This window comes from Paraburkholderia sp. Ac-20342 (assembly GCF_017104985.1).
GTDB lineage: Bacteria > Pseudomonadota > Gammaproteobacteria > Burkholderiales > Burkholderiaceae > Paraburkholderia.
In genome coordinates this window covers 23,701-44,998 of sequence record NZ_JAAGPQ010000001.1, presented here as the reverse complement: position 1 = coordinate 44,998, position 21,298 = coordinate 23,701, and the positions used below count along the sequence as shown (strand labels likewise).

The 21,298-nt window shown below is 66.3% G+C and carries 17 protein-coding genes; 8 read left to right on the top strand and 9 right to left on the bottom strand.

The features are described 5' to 3' along the window. Positions 1 to 171: 171 nt before the first annotated feature. Positions 172 to 609: a hypothetical protein gene (locus G3N58_RS00165; RefSeq protein WP_346778221.1), complete on the bottom strand. Its 438-nt coding sequence runs from the start codon at positions 607 to 609 to the stop codon at positions 172 to 174. Between the two features lie 236 nt (positions 610 to 845). Here G3N58_RS00165 and G3N58_RS00160 point away from each other — a divergent pair, with 236 nt between their 5' ends. Both G3N58_RS00160 and G3N58_RS00155 read left to right on the top strand, forming a co-directional pair. Then, positions 846 to 1,523, top strand: coding sequence for a hypothetical protein (locus tag G3N58_RS00160; RefSeq protein WP_205998202.1), 678 nt, complete (start codon positions 846 to 848; stop codon positions 1,521 to 1,523). A gap of 229 nt (positions 1,524 to 1,752) precedes the next feature. After that, positions 1,753 to 3,132, top strand: a complete 1,380-nt coding sequence (locus tag G3N58_RS00155; protein WP_205998201.1) for a hypothetical protein — start codon at positions 1,753 to 1,755, stop codon at positions 3,130 to 3,132. A gap of 256 nt (positions 3,133 to 3,388) precedes the next feature. Here G3N58_RS00155 and gmd read toward each other — a convergent pair whose 3' ends face one another. The 6 genes from gmd to G3N58_RS00125 form a co-directional block, all read right to left on the bottom strand. After that, the gene (gene gmd / locus G3N58_RS00150) at positions 3,389 to 4,507 is read right to left on the bottom strand and encodes a GDP-mannose 4,6-dehydratase (protein WP_167036258.1); all 1,119 of its coding nucleotides are present in this window, start codon (positions 4,505 to 4,507) and stop codon (positions 3,389 to 3,391) included. Between the two features lie 116 nt (positions 4,508 to 4,623). After that, on the bottom strand, positions 4,624 to 6,927 hold the full coding sequence (locus G3N58_RS00145; RefSeq protein ID WP_205998200.1) for a polysaccharide biosynthesis tyrosine autokinase: 2,304 nt from the start codon (positions 6,925 to 6,927) through the stop codon (positions 4,624 to 4,626). A gap of 53 nt (positions 6,928 to 6,980) precedes the next feature. Continuing rightward, complete coding sequence (locus G3N58_RS00140; RefSeq protein WP_205990310.1) at positions 6,981 to 8,123, bottom strand: polysaccharide biosynthesis/export family protein; 1,143 nt, start codon at positions 8,121 to 8,123, stop codon at positions 6,981 to 6,983. Positions 8,124 to 8,164: 41 nt separating this feature from the next. Then, a complete protein-coding gene (locus G3N58_RS00135; RefSeq protein WP_167036252.1) occupies positions 8,165 to 9,550 on the bottom strand; it encodes an undecaprenyl-phosphate glucose phosphotransferase in 1,386 nt (461 codons plus the stop codon). Between the two features lie 55 nt (positions 9,551 to 9,605). After that, a complete protein-coding gene (locus G3N58_RS00130) occupies positions 9,606 to 11,210 on the bottom strand; it encodes a sugar phosphate nucleotidyltransferase (RefSeq protein ID WP_167036248.1) in 1,605 nt (534 codons plus the stop codon). Positions 11,211 to 11,297: 87 nt separating this feature from the next. After that, positions 11,298 to 12,323, bottom strand: coding sequence for a helix-turn-helix domain-containing protein (locus G3N58_RS00125; protein ID WP_205998199.1), 1,026 nt, complete (start codon positions 12,321 to 12,323; stop codon positions 11,298 to 11,300). An 845-nt stretch (positions 12,324 to 13,168) separates the two neighbouring features. Between G3N58_RS00125 and G3N58_RS00120 the strand changes: the two genes are divergently transcribed. The 3 genes from G3N58_RS00120 to G3N58_RS00110 all read left to right on the top strand — a co-directional run bounded on the left by G3N58_RS00120 (position 13,169) and on the right by G3N58_RS00110 (position 15,732). Beyond that, the gene (locus G3N58_RS00120) at positions 13,169 to 13,318 is read left to right on the top strand and encodes a hypothetical protein (RefSeq protein ID WP_167036242.1); all 150 of its coding nucleotides are present in this window, start codon (positions 13,169 to 13,171) and stop codon (positions 13,316 to 13,318) included. Between the two features lie 380 nt (positions 13,319 to 13,698). Continuing rightward, entirely contained in the window at positions 13,699 to 14,355 is a 657-nt protein-coding gene (locus G3N58_RS00115; RefSeq protein WP_167036239.1) for a LysE family transporter, read from the top strand. Between the two features lie 588 nt (positions 14,356 to 14,943). Beyond that, entirely contained in the window at positions 14,944 to 15,732 is a 789-nt protein-coding gene (locus tag G3N58_RS00110; protein WP_205998198.1) for a sulfite exporter TauE/SafE family protein, read from the top strand. 21 nt (positions 15,733 to 15,753) lie between these two features. On the opposite strand, the gene G3N58_RS00105 is transcribed toward G3N58_RS00110, so the two are convergent. Next, complete coding sequence (locus tag G3N58_RS00105; RefSeq protein ID WP_167036233.1) at positions 15,754 to 16,002, bottom strand: hypothetical protein; 249 nt, start codon at positions 16,000 to 16,002, stop codon at positions 15,754 to 15,756. Positions 16,003 to 16,351: 349 nt separating this feature from the next. Next, positions 16,352 to 16,702, bottom strand: a complete 351-nt coding sequence (locus G3N58_RS00100; RefSeq protein ID WP_167036230.1) for a BON domain-containing protein — start codon at positions 16,700 to 16,702, stop codon at positions 16,352 to 16,354. A gap of 667 nt (positions 16,703 to 17,369) precedes the next feature. On the opposite strand from G3N58_RS00100, the gene G3N58_RS00095 reads away from it, so the two are divergent. The 3 genes from G3N58_RS00095 to G3N58_RS00085 all read left to right on the top strand — a co-directional run bounded on the left by G3N58_RS00095 (position 17,370) and on the right by G3N58_RS00085 (position 21,234). Beyond that, a complete protein-coding gene (locus G3N58_RS00095) occupies positions 17,370 to 18,938 on the top strand; it encodes a TAXI family TRAP transporter solute-binding subunit (protein WP_205998197.1) in 1,569 nt (522 codons plus the stop codon). A gap of 221 nt (positions 18,939 to 19,159) precedes the next feature. Beyond that, positions 19,160 to 19,819 carry a 2-hydroxychromene-2-carboxylate isomerase gene (locus tag G3N58_RS00090; protein WP_205998196.1) on the top strand — a complete coding sequence of 220 codons (660 nt, stop codon included), beginning with the start codon at positions 19,160 to 19,162 and terminating at the stop codon, positions 19,817 to 19,819. Positions 19,820 to 20,154: 335 nt separating this feature from the next. Next, a complete protein-coding gene (locus G3N58_RS00085) occupies positions 20,155 to 21,234 on the top strand; it encodes a LysR substrate-binding domain-containing protein (protein ID WP_240158606.1) in 1,080 nt (359 codons plus the stop codon). Positions 21,235 to 21,298: the final 64 nt, after the last annotated feature.

Genomic DNA, 21,298 nt, shown 5'->3' with positions numbered 1-21,298 from the left:
TCTGCGGATTCGAAGTGACGTCGGAATCATATGACCATTTACGGCGTCCTGCACCTGAGCGGCGATAGATATCGCTTGCCATGCCGTCGAAACGAACGAGCCGTACAAGAGCACAACGACAACGCGTGACACTACGTTAGTGCCGCGCCTTCGATAGACCCACCGCTCTTCTCACTTCTGCGCCGGCGTCCGCAGCGAATTTCCGGCGAGCCATTTGAGCCGTTCACAATTCACTTTGATTCGTGCGTCGAACTCCTGAGGATCGCGCTCGCGCAGTCCGTTCATGCTGCCGATGTTGCTCTGCGCGCGCTGCCAACCCGTCTGCCAGTGCTGATCGAAGTGATCGGCTTCGGGCAGCCTCTTTCTGAGCTTTTCCTTATACGCATCGACGCGCTGCGGCGATATCTGGCAGAACGTCTGCGCGAAATTCGCGCGCTCGCCCGCCGTCTCGACTTTCATGTTGTCGCTTTCCTCGCTCGCCCTGCCCGCCACAGGCGCGGCCAGCGACAGCGTCAGAACCGATACGGCGACGATCAGCACGCCAGAACAGTCCCGCAGTTTTTGCATCATCGTCTCCTGACGGCTCGTCATCATGTTCAGAGAATTCACCGGGCTTTCGCAAAGCTCGCCTGCCGCGTTACACGGATGTGTCCTGATTGGACAGCAGCTTGGCGTTTTCGCGCGCTATCCGAAGCATTGCATTGGCGCCATCCGGTGCTACGCTCGGAAAAGCAGTCTTCGCAACGTGCGCCGTCATGCCACGACGGAACCCGAAGCCAACAGATCACCGTGCGAAGCGCTTTTTCCGATAAAAACGCCAAACATCGCTGGGGGGAGTCATTGCGATGAAATTTAGAACATATACCGTACTGACGCTAATTGCGACCAGCAGCGCTGCATTTGCATGGCAGCCGCTTACCTATCCGATCCGCAGTCAGAGTCCCTATGCGCGCGGCGTCGACACCGCGCTGTGTTACGCGGAAGCAACCCGCGTGAGCAAGGTCAACATCGTCCACGAGTCGCAGATTCCACCGCGCCCGGCACCGGTCGCAAAGGGCTCGTCGACGGGCGCGCCGGCCAAGCCGCCGCTGCCGCCCAGTTCCTTCTCCGCCACGCCGCTGCCGTATGCCGCCAGCATGCCGGACGCCGCGAGCTTGCCGATCGCGGCCGCGCCTGGTGGGGCATCGTCGGCGAAACCGGCCAACGATGCCTTGACAGGTGCCGGCGGTGCACCCGGCGGCGCCGCCGCGGCCGCGGGTGCTTCGGCCACCGCGACTACGACCACGGCGGCTGCGGGCACGAGCGCGGGAATCGGCACGTTAGGCGAGGGAATCGGGGCATCGGCAGCGGGAATCGGCCCGTTGGGCGCATCAGGCGCATTGGGCACAGCGGACGCATCGTTGCAAGCGAGCGCGGCATCGGACGTCAAACTGCCGCCGCTACCCGCGCCCGAGCCGCCGATGACGCGCTATTGGGCCGCCTACGGCGCATGCATGCAGGCGCGCGGCTACGTGGTGCAGTAATCGCAGTGATCGGTGAGGCTTGCGAGCCTCGTTGCCGTTACGTGTTCCTTTGACAGAGGCGTCGTAATTGAACGCCCGCGAGCGACCGGCCATGTCTACATATCCCGCTGCCAATCAGCCAGAGCCCCGACGCTGCAACAACTGCGGTGCACCGATCGTCGGCCGCTTCTCGCCTTGTCTTTCGTGTCATTCGCTCGCGCTGGAGGGGTCTGGTGCGCATGCTGCCTCAGTGCCGGGTTTGTACGTCGAGCCGGAGAATCCGCCGCGGACGGGGCCCGCCAGGCTGCCGGCGCGCAGCATCTGGCACCGTTCGCCGGACACGCTCGTCTACCCCTACGATTCAATCGACGAAGCCGAGTTAGCCGCGCAAGCAGGACGGCGCACGCGCAACCGCATCGTGCTGGCTGCGTCGGTGCTGGCGGTGAGTTCCGCCGTGTACCTGATCTGCATCCATGACGGCGACTTGCGCGTGGCGCCGCCGGTTGTGGCGAGCGGCAATGTGTCCACGGTGTCCGCGCAGAACGGCAAGGCGTCCGTTGCTGTCGATGGTGCCGGGAAAGCCAAGGCGAATGCCGGATCGTTGCAGCCTGGGAGTGACGCGCAACGCGTCGCCGCGGCCCGGCCTTCGGCGGTCACACCGGCGGCGGCGTCGCTGCCCGAACCGCGCCGTGTCGCGCCGGCAGCGCCGGACGCCGCGCGCGTCGCTGCCGCTCAGCCCATCGCATCGACACCCGAGCAGCACCAGGTCGTGTCGGCAACGTCGGATGCCACGCACGTCACGGCCGCTCAGCCGATTGCCGCGAAAGATAAACCGCATGCCGATGCTTCGCCGAGCGTCATCGCGCTGCAACAGCAACAACGGCCACAGCCCGCCATCGCTGCGCAACACCTCGCATCGGCCCAGCCCGCAGCGGTCACACCACAGGTCGCGGCGACACCCGAGCAACGCCAGGTCGTATCGGCAACGCCGGATGCCACGCACACCATTGCCGCTCAGCCGATTGCCGCGAAAGATAAACCACGCACCGATGCTGCGCCGAGCCGCGTCACCGCACAACAGCAACAACAGCCGCAACCCGCCGTCGCCGCGCAACATCTGGCATCAGTCCACCCCTCAACAGCCACACCACCCACCGCATCGCAGCCTCAACAGCACCGCGTTTCGTTGGCGAAGCCAGATCTCACACGCCTCGCCGCAAATCCGCCAATCAGCGCGGAAGAGAAACGTCGCGCCGAAGCCGCGCGATATCTGCGAGCGGCACGTATCAATCTGAAGGCGAACAATCTGTCAGCGACGAAATCGCGCATTGCCGCGGCCCTCGCCGCGCAGCCCGACAACCGCGAGGCACAGCGCCTGCGCGCGACGGTGCATACGCTCGAACAGCAACGCGATGCGCTGCTCAGCCTCGCGCGCAGCTGCGGTTCTATCGGACACCTGGCTTGTGCGTCGCGCGACGCCGGCATCGCGCTGCAAATCGATTCGAGCAGCAAGACGGCACGGCGTCTGTCGACACAGGCCACGCGCGAATCCGAACTGCAGATCGCGCCGTCAGCCGACACCGCGACCGAACCGCTGCCCGACGTGCGCAACGTCAACACGCATCATTGACGTTGCGCTAGCGCAGGGGCGTTGCAACGCGCGAAACCGCGCCTCGCAACGCCCCGAGCCGCGGCACCGGTTCGGTTCACCAACTCACCCGCTCACCAACGGCCCATAAAAGACAAGCGCCCGCAGCCATCGGCAGCGAGCCGATCACTACGGGCGCGAAACGAAGCACATCAACAGCACGTCGATCCGCCAGGAAACTGCGGATCGCTAACCCATCACGATAACTCGCACACCGTGACCGGCACACGCGTCATGACTATTCGTGATGCTCCAATGCCGTAAAGCCCGCCAGCGTGACAAGCGCGTCGCGGCGTGCGATCTGGTAGTCCGAGCGCACCATTTCCTTGACCAGTTGCGCAAACGACGTGGTCGGCTTCCAGCCGAGCCGCGCGTGCGCCTTCGACGGATCGCCGAGCAGCGTTTCGACTTCGGCCGGCCGGAAATAGCGCGGATCGACCCGCACGATCACATCGCCGGGCGACACCTTGATCTCGCGTCCTTCCACCTTTTCGACGATGCCGACCTCATCCACGCCCGTGCCCTCGAAACGCACGGTAATGCCCAGCTCAGCGGCCGCATTCTGCACGAACTGACGCACGCTGTATTGCTCGCCGGTCGCGATCACGAAATCTTCAGGCTGGTCCTGCTGCAGCATCATCCACTGCATTTCCACGTAATCGCGGGCGTGGCCCCAGTCGCGCAGCGCTGCCAGATTGCCGAGATACAGCATCTTCTGCGTGCCCACTGCGATGCGCGCGATCGCGCGCGTGATCTTGCGCGTCACGAAGGTCTCGCCGCGCACCGGCGATTCGTGATTGAACAGAATCCCGTTGCACGCGAAGAACCCATAGGCCTCGCGATAATTGACCGTGGTCCAGTAGGCGAACAGCTTGGCGACCGCATACGGGCTGCGCGGATAGAACGGCGTGGTCTCGCTTTGCGGCACCTGCTGCACGAGCCCGTAGAGTTCCGACGTGGATGCCTGATAAAAGCGCGTTTTCTCCTGCATGCCGAGAATGCGGATGGCTTCGAGAATGCGCAACGTACCGAGACCGTCGGCATTGGCCGTGTATTCCGGTTCCTCGAACGACACCGCGACATGGCTCTGCGCGGCGAGGTTGTAGATTTCGTCCGGCTCGACGCGCTGGATCACGCGCAGCAGGCTGGTCGAGTCGGTCAGATCGGCATGGTGTAGAAAGAGCCGTTGCTCCGGTTCGTGAGGATCGCGGTAGAGATGATCGATCCGGTCCGTGTTGAACAGGGACACCCTGCGTTTGATGCCGTGTACGATGTAATCCTTGGCGAGCAGCAACTCAGCCAGGTATGAGCCGTCCTGTCCAGTAATGCCGGTGATCAGCGCAACCTTGCGTTTCATGGAACCTTCCCCCAAATAGTGTTTGGCGATGCCTATCCGAACCTCGAGCCCGCGCTGATCCCAAGGCGAAACCGCACACGGCCGCGGCACACGGCATTGCGCCGCGGGCCGCGCCGTCAACCGGCAATGCTGTCGTAGCCGTAATAGCCGCCCTGATATCCCGAACCGAGAAACGCGGCTTCCTGCGGCACATCGGTCAGCAGCACGCCGCGCATGGCCACACCGCCGTTGCGCAACCGTTTCGCGGTTTCGATGATCTCGTGCAGCGGCTGGCGGCCATGGCGCACCACCAGCAGCGTGGTGCCCGCATATCGGCCGATCAGCGTCGAGTCAGTCACCGCCAGCACCGGCGGTGTATCGACAATAACGAGGTCGTACTGCGGCTTCAGTTCGTCAAGCAACATTTCGAAGCGTTTGCTCATCAGCAGCTCGGCCGGATGCGTGGGCAACGAGCCCTTGGCGAGCACGTCCAGACCGGGCAGCACCTCGCGCTGGATCATCGAGTGCAGATCGCCGCCGCTCAGCACATCGGACAGGCCCGGCTGATGGGAGATGCCGAAGTGCGAATGCACGTCCCCGCGCCGCATGTCGGCGTCGATGATCAGCACCCGTTTGTTCGCCGACGCGACCAGCGCCGACAGGTTCACCGACAGGAACGACTTGCCCGCGTCGGGCCGCGAGCCGGTAATCATCACGACGTTGTTGGCCGCGTGATCGAGCGACAGCTGCAGCGACGTGCGCAGGTTGCGCACGCCTTCCACCGCGAGATCCCCGGGTGCCTGGTGCGCGAGCACATGCTGGCCGCGGCGGCGCTGCGCCACGCTTTGCTGCAGGCGCAGCTGGGTCTGACTGCGCGGCACGGCCGCGAACACCGGCACGCCGAGCATGCCTTCGAGGTCGTCGGGCCGCTCGACGCCGCCGTACATCGCACGTTTGAGCAGAATCAGCAGGATGCCGAGCCCGAGGCCGCCGCCGAGCGAAACCAGGACCGCCAGCATGCGCCTCGGCCGCACCGGATCGTCGGGCGTTTCGGCGAAGTCGACGACCCGCACGCCGGCCACCTGCCCCGCCTGCGTCGTGCGCAGTTGCTGCACGTTGTTCAGCAGACTGTTGTATTGCGTGGTCTTCTCGTCCACGTCGTGCTTGAGCCGCTGCGCGGTCTGCTCGGTGTCGGGCATCGCCGTCGCACTGCGCTTCATGGTGGCCTGCGCGCCCTGCAACGCGGCGATCTGCGCGTCGAGCGCGGCCACCGACGGATGGCTCGGCGTGAAGCGCTGCAACAGCTCCACGCGCTGCTGCTGCAGGTCGAGCAGGCGCGCCTTGTTGTCGGCGGACTGTTGCAGCATCAGCCGGCTCTCCTCGCCGGGATCGACCGTGCCGTGCTCGTTGCGGAACTTGCTGTAGCGCTGCTCGGCGTCGTCCAGATCCTTGCGCAGGGCGGGCAGTTGCTGCTCAAGAAATGCGAGCGTGTGGCGCGTTTCGGTCGAGCGGCTCGCCATGTCCTGACGCACGAACTGCTGCGCCATGTTGTTGACGATCGCCGCGGCCAACGCCGGATCGCCGCCTTCGAGGCTCATCCGGATCACGCCGGATTGCGGCGCGGTCTCCTGCACGAGCATGGTGTTCTGCAGGCGGTCGACCGTGCCGAGCGTCGAGGCGCGCGCGAGCGTGAAGCGCGTGCCGGGCGCGCCGACGAGCCGGTCGACGTGCAGCACGATCGGGCCGTCGGCGGTATCGGTCTGCACCGTCTCGCCGACCCGGCCCGACAGGATCGCGCTGCCGTTCGGGTCGCGCAGCACAAAGGTGTTGTCGGCCCCCGCCACCAGCGTGAAGCTCGCGTCGTACATCGGCTTCGCGGTATCGAAACGCGACACCGCGATGCTCTCGTTGCCCCACGCGAAGCCCGACAGCTTCATGAACGACGGCAGCCTGAGACCCCATCGGCCCCATCGTCCATTCGCGAGACCCGCGATCCTCGCACCGACGAGCGGCAGATAACGCGGCGTCGCCGTGATGTCGAGGTGCAGCGTGCGCACCGCCTCCTCGACGACGAGCCGCGACTTCAACAACTCGATCTGCGCGGCTGTCGACGGCTTCGAATCGGCGCCGCCGCCGACCGGCGGCGACGCGCCGTTAGCGACGCCGGTCGGGTTGGCCGTCCGGTCCTCGACGTGAAACAGCACATCCGCGCGGTACGTCGGCGGCGCGAGCAACGCGTAGGCACTGCCGAGCGCGAGCGCGATCAGCGTCACCGTGAGAATCGTGCGCCGACCGCGCACGATCGTGCGCAGGTAGTCCGACGGACGCAGACGGCCCGGACCGGGCACGTCCGCGTAACCGGGTTCGAAGCGGGCTTCGAACCGGTTCTCAAAGCGGTTCTCGTAGCGGCCTTCATAACGGCCGTCAAAGTGGATTGCCATGTTGTTCACCCCGACAAGACCTGGCGGTGCGCGTTACGCGCACCGCTCTTACGTCACTTCCCGACGATGACCCCCGTCACCGCCGCGTTGATCGCCGGCAACAGCAGGTTCAGCACGCGGTTGAAGCGAACCAGGCCGCCCTGGCCGACGTACACGATGTCCTTCGGCTGCAATTGGAACTGGTTCGCGAGCAGCATCGCCACCGGCGAGCGAGCGTCGAGGTGATAGATCTGCGGCGAGTCGCTGGTCGAATTGCGGATCACGAACAGCTGTTGCGCGGCGGCCGTGTTCGAGTCGAAGCTGCCGCCGTCGGAGATCGCCTGCGAGAGCGTCAGCGAGCCGTTGCGCAGCGGCAGCACCGTGGCCGGCTTGTTGACCTCGCCCATCACGTACACGCCGCTGTCCTCGCGCGCGTTGACCCGCACCATGTCGCCCGCCTGCAGATAGATGTCCGACGGATTGTGGCCGTGCTTGATGAGGTCGTCGATGTTCAGCGAATACGTATGGCCGTTGCGGATCAGGTCGACGCGGCTGCGGTCCGCGGTCGTCGTGAAGCCGCCGCTCAGGCCGATCGCGTTGGTCAGCGACATCGGAATGTCGTTGACCGACTGGCTGCCGGGCGTGCGCACTTCGCCGTCGATCATCACCTGCGCGTTACGGAACGACGCGACCCGCACCGTCACTTCGGGCTTCTGGTACACCTTGCTCAGACGCTGATGCAGTTCGCGCTGGATCGACGCGACGTCCCTGCCCGCCACGTGCAGGGTGCCCGCATACGGAAACTGCACGTCGCCGCTTTCGTCGATCAGAAAGCCCGGAATCGCATCCGAGGGCCGCGAGGTCTGCGTCGGCTGCCCGAGCGCGGCCGCGAGTTCCGGGTGATCCCACACGACGATCTGCAGCACGTCGCCGGGGCCGACCTTGTACGCGGTCGGCTTGCCGAACAGCGCTGCGATATCGGGCGGCATCGTCATGGCCTGCTGGTCGGCGTTCATCTTCTTCAGCAGCGCCAGGTTAATGTCGGTGATCGGAATCTGCTGCTGCTGCGAAGCTTCGGTGGGACTGAAATCCCCTCCCGTGTCCTGCACCGTGGCCGGCGTAATCATCCGTTGGCCCGGTACACTGCCGCAGCCGGCGAGCAGTGCGGCACTCGCGAAAACCACCATCGTTCCCGCACGAAAACCCAGTGAGTTCATGATCCTTCCTCCTTCGCCCCGAGGCGTTTTTTATCGACTGCTTAGTAAGCGTTTCGATGAACCAGTCCTGCGACGATCGTCGCGCCGATGATCCGCATGTCGAGCGCGAACGACCAGTGACCGAGGTAGTACAGGTCATGTTCGACGCGACGTTCCATCTTCTCGATGCGGTCGGTTTCGCCACGGAAGCCGTTGATCTGCGCCCAGCCCGTGATTCCCGGTTTGATCCGGTAGCGATTGATGTAGCCCGCGACCACCTTCTGGTAGAGGTCGTCGTGCTCGAGCGCATGGGGGCGCGGTCCTACGACCGACATGTCGCCACGCAGCACGTTGAAAAATTGCGGCAGCTCGTCGAGGCTCGTGCGGCGCAGGAACGCGCCCACTTTCGTCACGCGCTTGTCGTTGCGCGTCGCCTGGCTCAAGGTGCCTTTCGCTTCGGTATGCAGCCGCATCGAGCGAAACTTGTAGATCGTGAACACGCGCCCGTCCGCGCCCTTGCGCTTCTGTTTGAACAGCACCGGCCCGCGCGAGGACAGCTTCACCGCGATCGCGATGCCGAGCAGCAGCGGCATGAGCCCGAGCAGCGCGCTCGCCGCGAACAGCCGGTCGAAAATCTCTTTCTTCAGCATCGCGTTGGCCGACAGCGGCGAGGCGACCAGGTTGATCGCCGGCACGCCGAGCAGATCGACGACGCCGCTGCCTTCGAACAACGCGTGACTGCGCACGTCCGGCATGAAGCGGATGTTGACGAGGTCGTCGCGGAACTCGTCGATCAGCGCGCAGATGAGCGGCTCCTCGGAGAGCGACAGCATCAGCCAGAGTTCGTGGACGTCGTTGGTGCGGATGTAGTCGGCGAGCGCGTCGACGCGCTCGAACACCGGCACGCGCGAATTCGTCACCGCGGAATCGTCCGGCCGCGTGTTGTAGACGGCCGTGGCACGAAAGCCCGCGGTCGGCGCCGACTCGATACGGCGCAGGATCGCATCGCACTGCGAACCGCTGCCGACAATCGCGACCTGATGCAGGTTCATGCCGGCGCCGCGCGCCCGCGCGAGCACCGCATGCGTGACGAGCCGGTAGGCGATCAGCAGGCCGCCGGTCGTCGCGGTCCAGTACGAAAACCACAGCCGCGAGACGATGTCGATCCGATGCAGCGAATACATCAGCGCCAGCGCGCAGGCCTGCACGATCAGCCACGCGAGCGACACCTGGCCCGCGAGCCCGAGCTTCGAGCGGCCGCGCCACGATTCGTACACGCCGAAGGCGGGAAAGATCGCCAGCGCGAAGGCGGCGGAAAACATCGCCAGCGCCCAGTAGAAGCCCGACTGGCCGAGATAGTCGAAGCGGATTTGCGACGCCACGGCCGCACCCGCCAACACCAGCGCGACATCGAAAATTCGCGCGAGCAGATCCTGAAACTTGCGCATGTTTGCTTCCCTCGTATTGCCTTTTATGTTCGCCAACGGGGCGTATCCATGCTGCTTACGGGCAGCGGCCGTAGTTGTCGTTGAACCTCACGATGTCGTCCTCGCCGAGATAGGTGCCGGACTGGATTTCGATGATTTCGAGCGGCACCTTGCCGGGGTTTTCGAGCCGGTGACGCGTGCCGAGCGGAATGTAGGTCGACTGGTTTTCGGTGAGCAGGAACTGCTCTTCGCCGCGCGTGACGAGCGCGGTGCCGCGCACCACCACCCAGTGTTCGGCGCGGTGATGATGCAGTTGCAGCGACAACTGCGCGCCGGGCGTGACGACGATGCGCTTGACCTGAAAGCGCTCGCCGTGATCGATCGAATCGTAAAAGCCCCACGGGCGCCGCACCTTGCGATGCGCGTCGGCTTCGGGCGCGTTCTGCGCCTTGATGCGCGACACGAGACCCTTCACGTCCTGCACGTGCGAGCGGTCCACCACCAGCACCGCGTCGGCCGTCTCGACCACCACCACGTTGGCGGTGCCGACGCAGGCGACGAGCCGCCCTTCCGAATGCGCGTAGCACGACACCGCGCCTTCGAAGGTGACGCGGCCGCGCCCGGCGTTGCCGTTCGCATCCTTTTCCATCGCGGCCCATACCGCGTCCCACGAGCCGAGGTCGGACCAGCCGGCTTCGAGCGGAATCACGACGCCGGCGGGAATGCCGGTGGTTGCGGCTGTGCTTGCGGTGTTGTCGATCGGACCGCGGCCTGCGTTGCCGGCCTGGCCCGCATCGATCGTGCTGGCGCCGCGCGGCGCGCCCGCCGGCGACTCCGTCAGACGCTCCATCACTGCGTAGTCGATCGAATCGGCGGGCACTTCGAGGAAGGCCTCCGGCGCCGGCCGGAACACCGCGCCGTCCTGGCGGCCGTTCGCGAACGCGCTTTCGCAGGGCGCATGCATGTCGGGGCGCAAACGCGCGAGCGTATCGAGCCACACGCTCGCGCGCATGATGAAGATGCCGCTGTTCCACCAGTACGTGCCGGCCGCGAGGTATTGGGCTGCGAGTTCCTCGGCGGGCTTCTCGACGAAACCGTCGATCGCATGACCGCCCTCGGCCAGCGCCGCGCCGATGCGGATATAGCCGAAGCCGGTGTCGGGCCGCGTCGGCGGCACCCCGAGCGTCGCGATCGCGCCCGCTGCCGCGTGGCGCGCCGCGCAATCGAGCGCGCGCTGCAATGCGGCCACGTCGGCAATCGCATGATCGGCCGGCATCACGATCAGGATCGCGTCGCGGTCCTCCGCGCACGCGAGCGATGCCGCCAGCGTCAGCGCGGGGGCCGTGTCGCGCCGCGCGGGCTCGACGATCAGCCGCGCGTCGATACCGTTCTCGCGCAACTGCTCGGCAATCACGAAGCGATGCTCGTCGCCGCACACGACGATCGGCGAGGCATCGACATGCCAGCTCGCGGGAAAGCCGTCGAGGCGCCGCGCGGTCGCCTGCAGCAGCGAGTCGGAGCCGACCACGTCGATCAGTTGCTTCGGAAAGTTTTCTCGCGACACCGGCCACAGCCGGGTGCCCGAGCCGCCCGCCAGAATGACCGGCACGATATGCGCGCAATGCGCGCCGGCGCCAGCCGGCTCGACAGATCCTGCGCTCACGATGCCATGCCTCAACATATTCGGATTCCTTATAGTCCTGCAAGGTACGAAGGAGAAGACTCCTGTGCGCCGTTTCGCGCGCTCGCCGGGTTGCGTCCTGCGCTGCTACTCGCCGCTCATGCGACGGCTCTGAATCCTGAACTCGGTCGGGGAAATCCGCATGCGCTTGCGGAACACCTTCGCGAGACGGTCGCCATTGCCCATGCCGGTGCGGCGCGCAATCTTGTCGACCGGCAATTCGGATTCGGTCAGCAGGCTGCATGTCACCGCGAGGCGCTCATGCAGCAGAAAACTCGAGGGCGTAATACCCATTTCCATCTTGAAGCGGCGCAGGAAATTGCGTTCGCTCATGGCCGCGAACTGCGCGGCGTCGGCAATCGAAATCGACTGCTGGCAGTTTTCCTGGAGCCAGCGCGCGGCCGCGCGCACCTTGTCGCCGGGACTCAGCGCGCCGTCCTCGCCGAGCAGCGGCGCGAGGTTCGACGAATCCGCCAGCAGCCGCTCGGCCGCCATGCGCGCGGTCGCGTTGCCGAGGTCGCGCTTGATCAGCGCGAGCGCGCTACGCATCGACTCCAGCCGGTCGCCGAGTTCCGCCGTGCCATGCGTGGCGCTCTCCGGGCTTGCCGCGCTCGCGCCGTTCACGCCGTTCGGTTCGCCCGCGTCATGGGCCGGCTGATGCGGCTCGCCCGCCTCCGCGCCGTCGGGCACGTAAGCCGCGTCGAGCACCGCGCGTCCTTCGGCGATCGAGCGCATCATCGACGTGTTGCGGCGTACGCGGCGCAGCCAGCCGATCAGCCGCTCGTCGCGCGCCGCCATCGCCGCGCCCTTGCCGCCCGCGACATACAGCGCATCGAAGCCGCGGTAATGACGCGCATCGAGCCCGTCGGTCCACACCCGCAAGCCGGACGACGCGGCCACCATGCCGCCGTCGACGGACAGAAACGACACGTCGTAGAGCCACGCACCCGAGCCCGACGTGGAGAGTTCGTTCGCGGCCTGGAAAACCTCGGCAATGACACCCGCGCCTTGCAGCGAGCAATCGTTGAACAGCAGAATTGCAATGCGGCGCACGCCTTTGTTCGGCGCATGCACCCAGCGCAGCATTGCGGACTCGAGACTTGCGCAGGTCATAGCCATCCTCTCAACGGAAAACGATCGACTTCATCTTCTATCGCCACCGGGAATACCCACTCGGTGCACTGGATCATAGCGACGGCTTCCAGCATTTAGCCGCCATGACCGAAAATGCGGACATGTTGGCGCATTAATGGGTGGCCGGTCTGTGCGATTCAGCACCTTGCCGAAGCAACCGCCATATCAATGAATTAATGCGGAATTCTGCATATGGCCGAATATGCATTCGCAAATGTTAGGGCAATTCGAAAATTGATTGCGTACGCCAGCGCACACTGCGCGCCTGCTCGAAAAGAGGCCTATTTTAATTTTATCCGACCTTTATTTCGTCTTATCCAGGTTTATCCTTGCCGGAAAACATTGTCTGAGAGTGCAATTCCCTCGACCGGCTTCCGAAGCCGCCGTGCCGCCGGAACGCCTGCGTTCTCCTGAAGATACCGGCCAGGCGGCGCAACGAAGCCAATTCCTCATCCAATTTAAATGCATTGGAAGGTGAATAGATTATTTAATTATTCTCCAATGAAAGCCTTGAATACACAAAACAACAATTAATGTTTCAGACATGAAACATTAAAATCGGATGGCGTTAGCCCGCCGACAATCGAAGGACCGGTGGCGGATTGTGTCGAGCGGAACCCGGTTCGATTCCGCCATGGAATTGCGGAAACGGACTAGGTCTTTTCCGCACGCGCCGGCGCGGCAAGTCAAGGCAAACCGCCGCGGTCTTGCGGCTTTCCGTGAGCACGGCATACGTGCGACCACGGTTTTCCAGCGGGCAAGCGCACATAAGCGTCAGGCGAGTACGGGTTACGATGCCGCAAAGACACGCTGGAGCCGTATAGATGAGTGGCCTGACATGGACCATGCTGATACTGGCCGCGTTGATTGGCGCGCTCCTGTTCGCGACGATCGGCGCGGTACTGTTCGCGCTGCTGCTCGCGAACGTATCGGGACGGCTCGAGCACGCCGATGAAACCCGTCGCGACGCCTAGCTTTTTTTCGCGGCGTCCGCACGAGCCTGGCGGAACCGTGCAACGCTGAATGGAACGCACGCCGCCGAGGCTGTTTCGCCGCGTCTCCCATGACGGGCTCAATACACGCGATGAGCCCGCACATCGCGTTCGTCGCGCTTGCCCGCTATTTTCGGTGTCGCTATGCTCGCGAATGCGCCGACTGCGAGGCGCGCGGCCGGCGGCAAGTCGTCTCGCGCCGCTCGTCGAACCGCCGCACAAGCCGTAGAACGTACAAACACCGTTGACGACACGAGCGGCGCCGAGCTCAAGGAACCACCTCGATATCGGCACGCAACGACGAGCCCCCTCGTCGGCGCAATCGACACGCCCCATCAGAACAACCGTCCGGGAACCCGTCCATGTCCACCACGAGTCTCTTCTTCACCGCCGCGGGCGTCGGCCTCGCGATCGCCGCGCCGATCGGTCCGATGGGCATGCTGTGTATCCGCCGCACGCTGACTGGCGGCCCGCGCGCCGGGCTCGCGATCGGCTTCGGTATCGCGAGCGGCGACGCCGCCTACGGGCTGATCGCGGCACTCGGCCTCGTCGGCATTTCGCAATTCATGCTCGCCTACGACCGTCCGCTGCATCTGCTCGCGGGCCTGTTTCTGTTGTACCTCGGCGTGCGCGCGCTGCTGCAGAAGCCTTCCGCCGCCCTCGCCAACGGCGCCGCCGGCCATGGCCATGGCGACGGCCGGCTCGCCCAGATCGGCCGCGCCGGCGCGCTGCGCGCATACGCGAGCGCCTTGCTGCTGACGCTGACCAACCCGCAGACCGTCATCATGTTCGCCGCGCTGTTCACGACGCTCGCGCCACGCGGTGCGTTCTCGCCGGCCATCGCGCTGACGACGGTCGGCGGCGTATTCGCCGGTTCGATCGCGTGGTGGTGTTTTCTCGTGACCGTGGTATCGCTCGCGCGCCATGCGATCGGCACGAAGCTGCGCGGCGCAATCGACCGGATGGTCGGCTTGATGCTCGCGGTGTTCGGCGTGGTCGAGATTCGCCGGGCGCTTTGAGCGGCGGCTGAGGCGGCATGTGGGAAAATCGGACTGCCCGCGCTGGGCACGCTCTCGGTGCGCCCGGTGTGCCCGGTGCTCTCGCTTTACCGCTCCACGCAGCGCGCCATGCAACAACGCGGCACCCGCCTTGCGCTCCGAGCAGGTAGCGGGTCCCGGCTCGACATGAGGCGCACTCGCTTGGCGCCGCACTCCGGGCAGACCCAATGCAGCATGCAACACCCCTGCGTTGCACGCTGCGCGCGCCATCGAACGCAACTCGCAACGCCCTCATGCCGCACGCCGCACAGCGCCCGCTCCAGCATGCCGCCCACACCCGGACTCACATCCCGCACGCGGGAGCGGCAGTTTTGCGACAATAGCGCCTTTCGTCGCGCAGGCGGCGGCCCGGGCAACCGGTACGGCCCCCTCGACTTCACGGTCCGCGGCGCCGTGCGGCAGCCACCGGCCGGCCATCAGCCGGCGGCGGGACCGCCAGCGCGACCGCATCCGGCAGCGGCCATGCGGCAAGCCGCGCCCCCCCGCCCCGGCGAACCCGCCGGCCTTGCCGCCCAACCCTTCACCACCGATCAGTCAGCTGTCCGTTCAATGGCACTTCCCCACATCGATCTGCTGTACTCTTTCTCCGGCCTGTTCGTCGGCTTCCTGGTCGGGCTGACGGGCGTCGGCGGCGGCTCGCTGATGACGCCGATCCTCGTCCTGCTGTTCAACGTGCATCCGGCCACCGCCGTCGGCACCGACCTGCTTTACGCGGCCGCCACCAAGGCAACCGGCACGCTCGTGCACGGACTGAAGGGCTCCGTCGACTGGCAGATCACGCTGCGCCTCGCCGCCGGCAGCGTGCCGGCGGCCACGATCACGCTGATCCTGCTGCATCGGCACGGCATGGACACGCCCGGCGCGAGCCGGCTGATTCAGGTCGTGCTCGGCGCGGCGCTGCTGATCACGGCGATCGCGCTCGTGTTCCGCCCGCAGCTCGCGGCACTCGGCGCACGCAAGCAGCGCGCCCCGAGCCAGGGGCGCACGCTCGCGTTGACGATGCTAACGGGCGCGGTTCTCGGCGTGCTGGTGTCGCTGACCTCGGTCGGCGCGGGCGCGATCGGCGTGACGGTGTTGCTGCTGCTGTATCCGCTGCTGCCGACCACGCGCATCGTCGGCTCGGACATCGCGCACGCGGTGCCGCTGACGCTGCTCGCGGGCGCGGGCCATTGGCTGCTCGGCTCGGTCGACTGGTCGATGCTGCTGTCGCTGCTGGTGGGTTCGCTGCCGGGGATCGCGATCGGCAGCTATCTGTCGTCGCGGGCGCCGGATGCGCTGCTGCGCAATCTGCTGGCGGCCACGCTGACGCTGGTCGGCGTCAGGCTCGTGCTGTCCTGACGGCGGGCGCCGGCGCGGCGTCTACTTGAAATAGCGGCAGGTCAGATCGGCGTCGAACTGCCTGATCCACTGCCCGTGACGATCGGGATACGACTGCGCCCAGCCGCCGCGCCGCACGGTGACGAGACGCTCGGGCGCGGGCTCGTCCGCGCTCACGCTGGCGCTGATGTCGAAATGCGCGGGTGCGAAGCCATGGCGCGCGCACACGAGCTCGAAAGCGGCCCGATCGCCGATCGGCAGATCGATATAGCGAAACAGCGTGGTTTTCATGACGTCGGCTCCCGTTCCAGACGTCACAGTACGCCTCGGCGTGCGTCAGCACTGTGTCGCAGCGCACCAATCCGGAACGCTGCCAGAACGGCGGCGCGAGCGCGCGGCTCGCCGGGGTCGGCAGCCCGGTCGCCCGGTTCTCGCGACGCTTCCGCACAATCGGCAACCGGCCGGTCACGACGAGGGCAAAAGCGAGGGTGCAGGCAAAGGCGCAGGCGAAAAAAAAGCTCCGGCGATGAGCCGGAGCCATGTTCTGCGTTGATCGTTCGCGGCAGTCCGCGAATCCGCCCCCGGCGACGCGCGGCCTTGCGAGCCGCCGCGCGTGCGCCGTGGCGCTTACTGCTGCATCTTACTGCTGCATGACGGTCAGCTTGTTCGAGACCGACGTCACGCCGGCGACACCCTTCGCGGCCGTACCGGCCGCATCGATCTGGCCCTGGCTCGGTACCGAGCCGGTCAGCGTCACCGCGCCGCCGCGTGCGCGCACGGCGATGTTCGACACGTCGAGACCCTGGGTCTTCGTGAGCGCGGCACGCACCTTGCGGCCGAGCTGGTGGTTCGCGCGCTTGCCGGCCTTGACGCTGGCGGCTGTGGCCGCGGTCGAATCCGTTGCCGGAGCGCTTGCCTGAGCGTACACGTTGCACGCCACCACCATTGCCACCACCGAACCCAGCGTTTTCAGAACACCGACCGTTTTCATAGCTCTCTTCTCCTTGATTTCACATTGGACCGCATCTCAAGCGGTTTCGTTACGACTACGGGCAACCGGCGTGGCGCGAAGCGAGCTTCGGCGACGACCGGTTAAGGCTACGACACGGTGCGCAAGAGGCGAGAGAGGCCAGTTGCCGCCCTGTCCGTCGTGTGCCGCCCGGTCAGGACGGCGCGCGGACCCGGAACGGGAACCCGCAAACCGCGAAATTCGCCGGCGCCCCCGGTTCTTGTCCGCCATGCCGGGATCGCGCCGCGCAAACGTTGGCTCGCGGTAGCGATCCACAATTTAATCTAGCCGGGACAGAAGCGCAAAGGGTTTAGTGGCGGGCGTGGCGCGGCGACAGCGGATGCCGGAATGCAAAGTGAACGGGCGAGGCCATGCGCGGACGGCCCGCAGGCGGCTGATTTGCGGCTCAATTGCGATTCAGACGCCGCTCACATCCAGCGCATGTGGAGTTCACGATTTGTTACGCCTTTGTCCGCGCACCGCCGCGCCGCGTGTTTCGCCGTCGCGCGAATCTCAGGTACCATCGGCGCGACGCGTGGTGACGGCGACCCGCAGCCCGCCCGCTCCGGCCTCCGGATGCCGCACCGTTTCGCCGTTTCGCAACACCGTCGCACGTTCGCCCTCACGACCACCGCCGCCACCTGATCCGATGAAGCCAGCCACCGGCCGCACCCGTCCCCCTCGTCTCGTCGCCCGTTTCGTCGCGATCTCGTGGCGCGACCTCGCGGTGTCGTTCGGGCCACTCGTGCTGCTCGCCATCGTCGCGATCTGGGCCGCCGTGCGGCTCATCCAGCCCGCACCGCCGAGCACGCTGACGATCAGCGCCGGCCCCGTCGGCAGCACGTTCTGGAACGCCGCGCAGAAGTACAAGACGATCCTCGCGCGCAACCGCATCACGCTGAACGTGCTGGACTCGCAGGGCTCGCTCGAAAACCTCAAGCGGCTCTCGGACCCGAATTCGAACGTCGACGTCGGCTTCGTGCAGAGCGGCGTCACGCCCGGCACGGCGGGCAAGGATCTGATGTCGCTCGGCAGCGTCGCCTACGTGCCGCTCGCGATCTTCTATCGCGGCGCGCCCGTGCAGTGGCTCTCCGAGTTCAAGGGCCAGCGGCTCGCGATCGGCGCCGAAGGCAGTGGCACGCGCGAACTCGCGCTCGCGCTGCTCAAGGCCAACGGCATCGTGCCGGGCGGGGCGACCAGGCTGCTGCCGCTCTCGGGCGACGAAGCCGCCAACGCGCTGATCGACGGCAAGATCGACGCGGCCTTTCTCGCCGGCGACTCGGCACAGCCCGCCGTGATGGGCAAGCTTTACCGCACGCAGAACATCCGCTTCTACGATTTCACGCAGGCCGACGCGTACACACGCCGCTTTCCGTATCTGACCCAGCTGAAGATACCGATGGGTTCGCTGGACCTCGGCCAAAACCTGCCGGCGAACTCGATCAACATCGTCGCGCCGACCGCCGAGCTCGTCGCGCGCGACTCGCTGCATCCCGCTCTCTCCGATCTGCTGATCGAAGCCGCGCGCGAGGTGCACGGCCACGCGACGGTCATGCAGCACGCCGGCGAATTCCCCGCGCCGATCGCGCACGACTTCCCGCTCTCCGACGACGCCGCGCGCTACTACAAGTCGGGCAAGAGCTTCCTGTACCGGACGCTGCCGTTCTGGATCGCAAGCCTCGCCGACCGGCTGCTCGTGGTCGTGGTGCCGCTGATCGTGCTGCTCGTGCCGGCGCTGCGCGTCGTGCCGGGGCTTTACGCATGGCGGGTCAAGTCGCGCATCTATCGCTGGTACGGCTCGCTGATCGCGATCGAGCGCAGCGCGCTCAGCGAGCATTCGGCCGCCGAGCGCACCTCGCTGATCGAGCGGCTCGACACGATCGAGGACTCGGTCAACGGCATGAAAATGCCGCTCGCCTACGCGGACCAGTTCTACGTGCTGCGCGAGCACATCGGCTTCGTGCGGCGGCGGCTCATGGCGAGCCGCGACACGCAAGGCGTGCTGGACGAGGTCGACGACACGGATGAAGCGGACGGCCGGACAGCGCAAGCCGCGACGGAGCCGGCGACGGGACCGACGGTTGCCGCGGACGAGCGCGCAAGCCGTGCCGCAAACGGCGACACCAGCGGCGACACCAGCGGCCGCACGAGCCGGAACGCGGAGAGCGGCGCAGATCCGCGCGGCAGCGGCGAAGCGGACGGCGACCTTAAAGACTGAACACACGGCAGGCCGGCGCCACCCGCGCCTCGAATGCCTTTCGCACCAGCGCGGCTTGCCCCTCGTTCACCGCACGCAGCCGCGCAAACCGGCGCCCCGCTTGCACCAGGGGATATCGACCGGTGCAAGCGCGGGCCGCACCGCGTAAGATCGTTACGATTTCGACGGAATAGCAGACGCACCGTCCGCGCCGTCCTGAAGCAGGTACCCGGGAGACATTTATGAGCGTTGGCATCGACGCCCAACAGCCGCTGTGGTTCTACGATTTCGTCTCGCCGTTCACCTACCTGTTGCTCGAGCAACACGACAAATGGCCCGGCTTCGACTTCGCGTTCACGCCGGTCGTGCTGAACGATCTGTATCGCCACTGGGGCCAGCGCTCGGCGTACAGCGTGCCCGCCAAGCGCACGTTCATGTACCGGCACGCGCTGTTTCGCGCGGAACAGCTCGGCATTCCGTACAGGATGCCGCCCGCGCATCCGTTCGATTCGATGAAACCGCTGCTGCTCGCCACGGCCGCGAACGGCGACGTCCAGTTCGTGCGCGAGATTTTCCGCTTCATCTGGCGCGAGGGACGCGATCCGTCGAGCGACGAAGCCTTCGCCGAACTATGCGCACGCGTCGGCCAGCCGGACGGCCCCGAACTGATCCGGAGCGAGGCCGCGAAGGCGCAGTTGCAGCGCAATACCGCCGACGCGATCAGCCTCGGCGTGTACGGCGTGCCGACGTTTCGTCTGAACGATCAGTTGTTCTGGGGCGAGGACGCGCTGCCGATGGTGCTGTACTGCGCGCGCACGCCGAACTGGCTCGAGTCGCGCGAGGTGAAGCGGATCAGTTCGCTACCGTGGGGGCTGCCGGACAAGCCGGTCGAGAAGACGTAGACGAGCACGAGTGTGCCTATGAGCCGGCATGAACGCATGTGCGCGGCCGGCGGGCGGCATGGGGTGAGTCGCGTTGCACGCGGTGGGCGGTTCGAGTGCCGGCTTTCCGCTTTCCCGCCGGCGTCGCGGCATCGCGGCTGCGCTGCCTGCCTCCGCTCCCGCGAAGCCACCACGGCAACCCGCCGCGCTGATGCCCGCCATACCGCGCCCGCTATGCCGCTCACCCGCAAACGGGCCTAAGGTTATAACCTTCGCATTCACGCACGCGCCGCGCGGCGGACGGCCCCCGCATCATGCTTCACGCCGCCCCGGACCGCCCGCGCCACGCTTTCATCATGGACGACACCGCCGCCGCCTCACTCGATATCTGGCTCGTGCGCGTGCTGCGCACGCTGCTCGTCGAGCGCAGCGTCACGCAGACCGCGCAGCGTCTGAACCAGACCCAGCCCGCGATCAGCACCGCGCTGCGCAAGCTGCGCGAAACGCTCGGCGATCCGATTCTGGTGCGCGGCAAGTCGGGCATGGTGCCGACCGAATACGGGGAGTCGCTGCTCGCGGCCGCGCAACGCGTGCTGCGCGATGTCGATTTCGTCGCCACGCCGCACGGCGACTTCGATCCGGGCCGCTCGCGCCGCACCTTTCGCGTCGCCGCGCCCGATTATCTGAACGACTTCTTCATGCCGACCGTGATCGCGCGGTTTCGCGAAGCGGCCCCGCACGCGCGGCTCGAAATCGAATCGCTGGGACCGCTGCTCGATCATGCGGCCGCGCTCGACGCCGGCGAACTCGATCTCGTGATCGGCAACTGGCCGAAGCCCGATCCGCGCTTCGAGCGCAGCGACCTGTTCGCCGATACCGTCGTGTGCATGATGCGCGCCGATCATCCGTTGACGCGCGCGCCGCTCACGCGCGAAGCGTATCTGGCCGCGCCGCATCTCGCGCCGACGCCGTATAGCGGCGCGCGCGGCGGCGCGATCGACACCGGCTTCGCGCGAGCACGCGCCGAGCGGCGCATCGTCGCGACGCTGCCCTACTTCGGGCTCGTGCCGCAAACGCTGCTGCAATCGGACCTGATCTTCACGACGACGCGCCGCTTCGCGATGCACTACGCGAGCATGCTGCCGCTCGCGGTCGTCGAGGTGCCGATCGCGTTTCCGCGCATCCGGTGCTATCAGCTCTGGCATCCGCAGCCGGATCGGCCGAGCGACGTCGGCTGGCTGAGAACGTTGATGTCCGGGGTATCGGATGAACTGGTCGCGCGGAAAATGCCGCGCGCGAAGCCGGGGTCGCCGAGGGTGCGCACGGCCGTGGCGACGGAAGTGCGGACAGAAGCACGCACGGAAGCCGAGACGAAAGGCCGCGCCACAGCCCAGGCGAAAACGCCGCCGCAAAAAAGCGATGAGGCCGGCGCATAAACGCCGGCCTCGTCGAACGCTCGCGCAAACTCCTTGCGCCGTCATCGTGCCGCTACTGTGCCGT

Excerpts from the sequence above, each read along its gene's own strand:
- G3N58_RS00160 (WP_205998202.1), top strand. The coding sequence starts at position 846 with ATGAAATTTAGAACATATACCGTACTGACGCTAATTGCGACCAGCAGC.
- gmd (WP_167036258.1), bottom strand. The coding sequence starts at position 4,507 with ATGAAACGCAAGGTTGCGCTGATCACCGGCATTACTGGACAGGACGGC.
- G3N58_RS00145 (WP_205998200.1), bottom strand. The coding sequence starts at position 6,927 with ATGGCAATCCACTTTGACGGCCGTTATGAAGGCCGCTACGAGAACCGC.
- G3N58_RS00140 (WP_205990310.1), bottom strand. The coding sequence starts at position 8,123 with ATGAACTCACTGGGTTTTCGTGCGGGAACGATGGTGGTTTTCGCGAGT.
- G3N58_RS00135 (WP_167036252.1), bottom strand. The coding sequence starts at position 9,550 with ATGCGCAAGTTTCAGGATCTGCTCGCGCGAATTTTCGATGTCGCGCTG.
- G3N58_RS00130 (WP_167036248.1), bottom strand. The coding sequence starts at position 11,210 with ATGTTGAGGCATGGCATCGTGAGCGCAGGATCTGTCGAGCCGGCTGGC.
- G3N58_RS00125 (WP_205998199.1), bottom strand. The coding sequence starts at position 12,323 with ATGACCTGCGCAAGTCTCGAGTCCGCAATGCTGCGCTGGGTGCATGCG.
- G3N58_RS00120 (WP_167036242.1), top strand. The coding sequence starts at position 13,169 with ATGAGTGGCCTGACATGGACCATGCTGATACTGGCCGCGTTGATTGGC.
- G3N58_RS00115 (WP_167036239.1), top strand. The coding sequence starts at position 13,699 with ATGTCCACCACGAGTCTCTTCTTCACCGCCGCGGGCGTCGGCCTCGCG.
- G3N58_RS00110 (WP_205998198.1), top strand. The coding sequence starts at position 14,944 with ATGGCACTTCCCCACATCGATCTGCTGTACTCTTTCTCCGGCCTGTTC.
- G3N58_RS00105 (WP_167036233.1), bottom strand. The coding sequence starts at position 16,002 with ATGAAAACCACGCTGTTTCGCTATATCGATCTGCCGATCGGCGATCGG.
- G3N58_RS00100 (WP_167036230.1), bottom strand. The coding sequence starts at position 16,702 with ATGAAAACGGTCGGTGTTCTGAAAACGCTGGGTTCGGTGGTGGCAATG.
- G3N58_RS00095 (WP_205998197.1), top strand. The coding sequence starts at position 17,370 with ATGAAGCCAGCCACCGGCCGCACCCGTCCCCCTCGTCTCGTCGCCCGT.
- G3N58_RS00090 (WP_205998196.1), top strand. The coding sequence starts at position 19,160 with ATGAGCGTTGGCATCGACGCCCAACAGCCGCTGTGGTTCTACGATTTC.
- G3N58_RS00085 (WP_240158606.1), top strand. The coding sequence starts at position 20,155 with ATGGACGACACCGCCGCCGCCTCACTCGATATCTGGCTCGTGCGCGTG.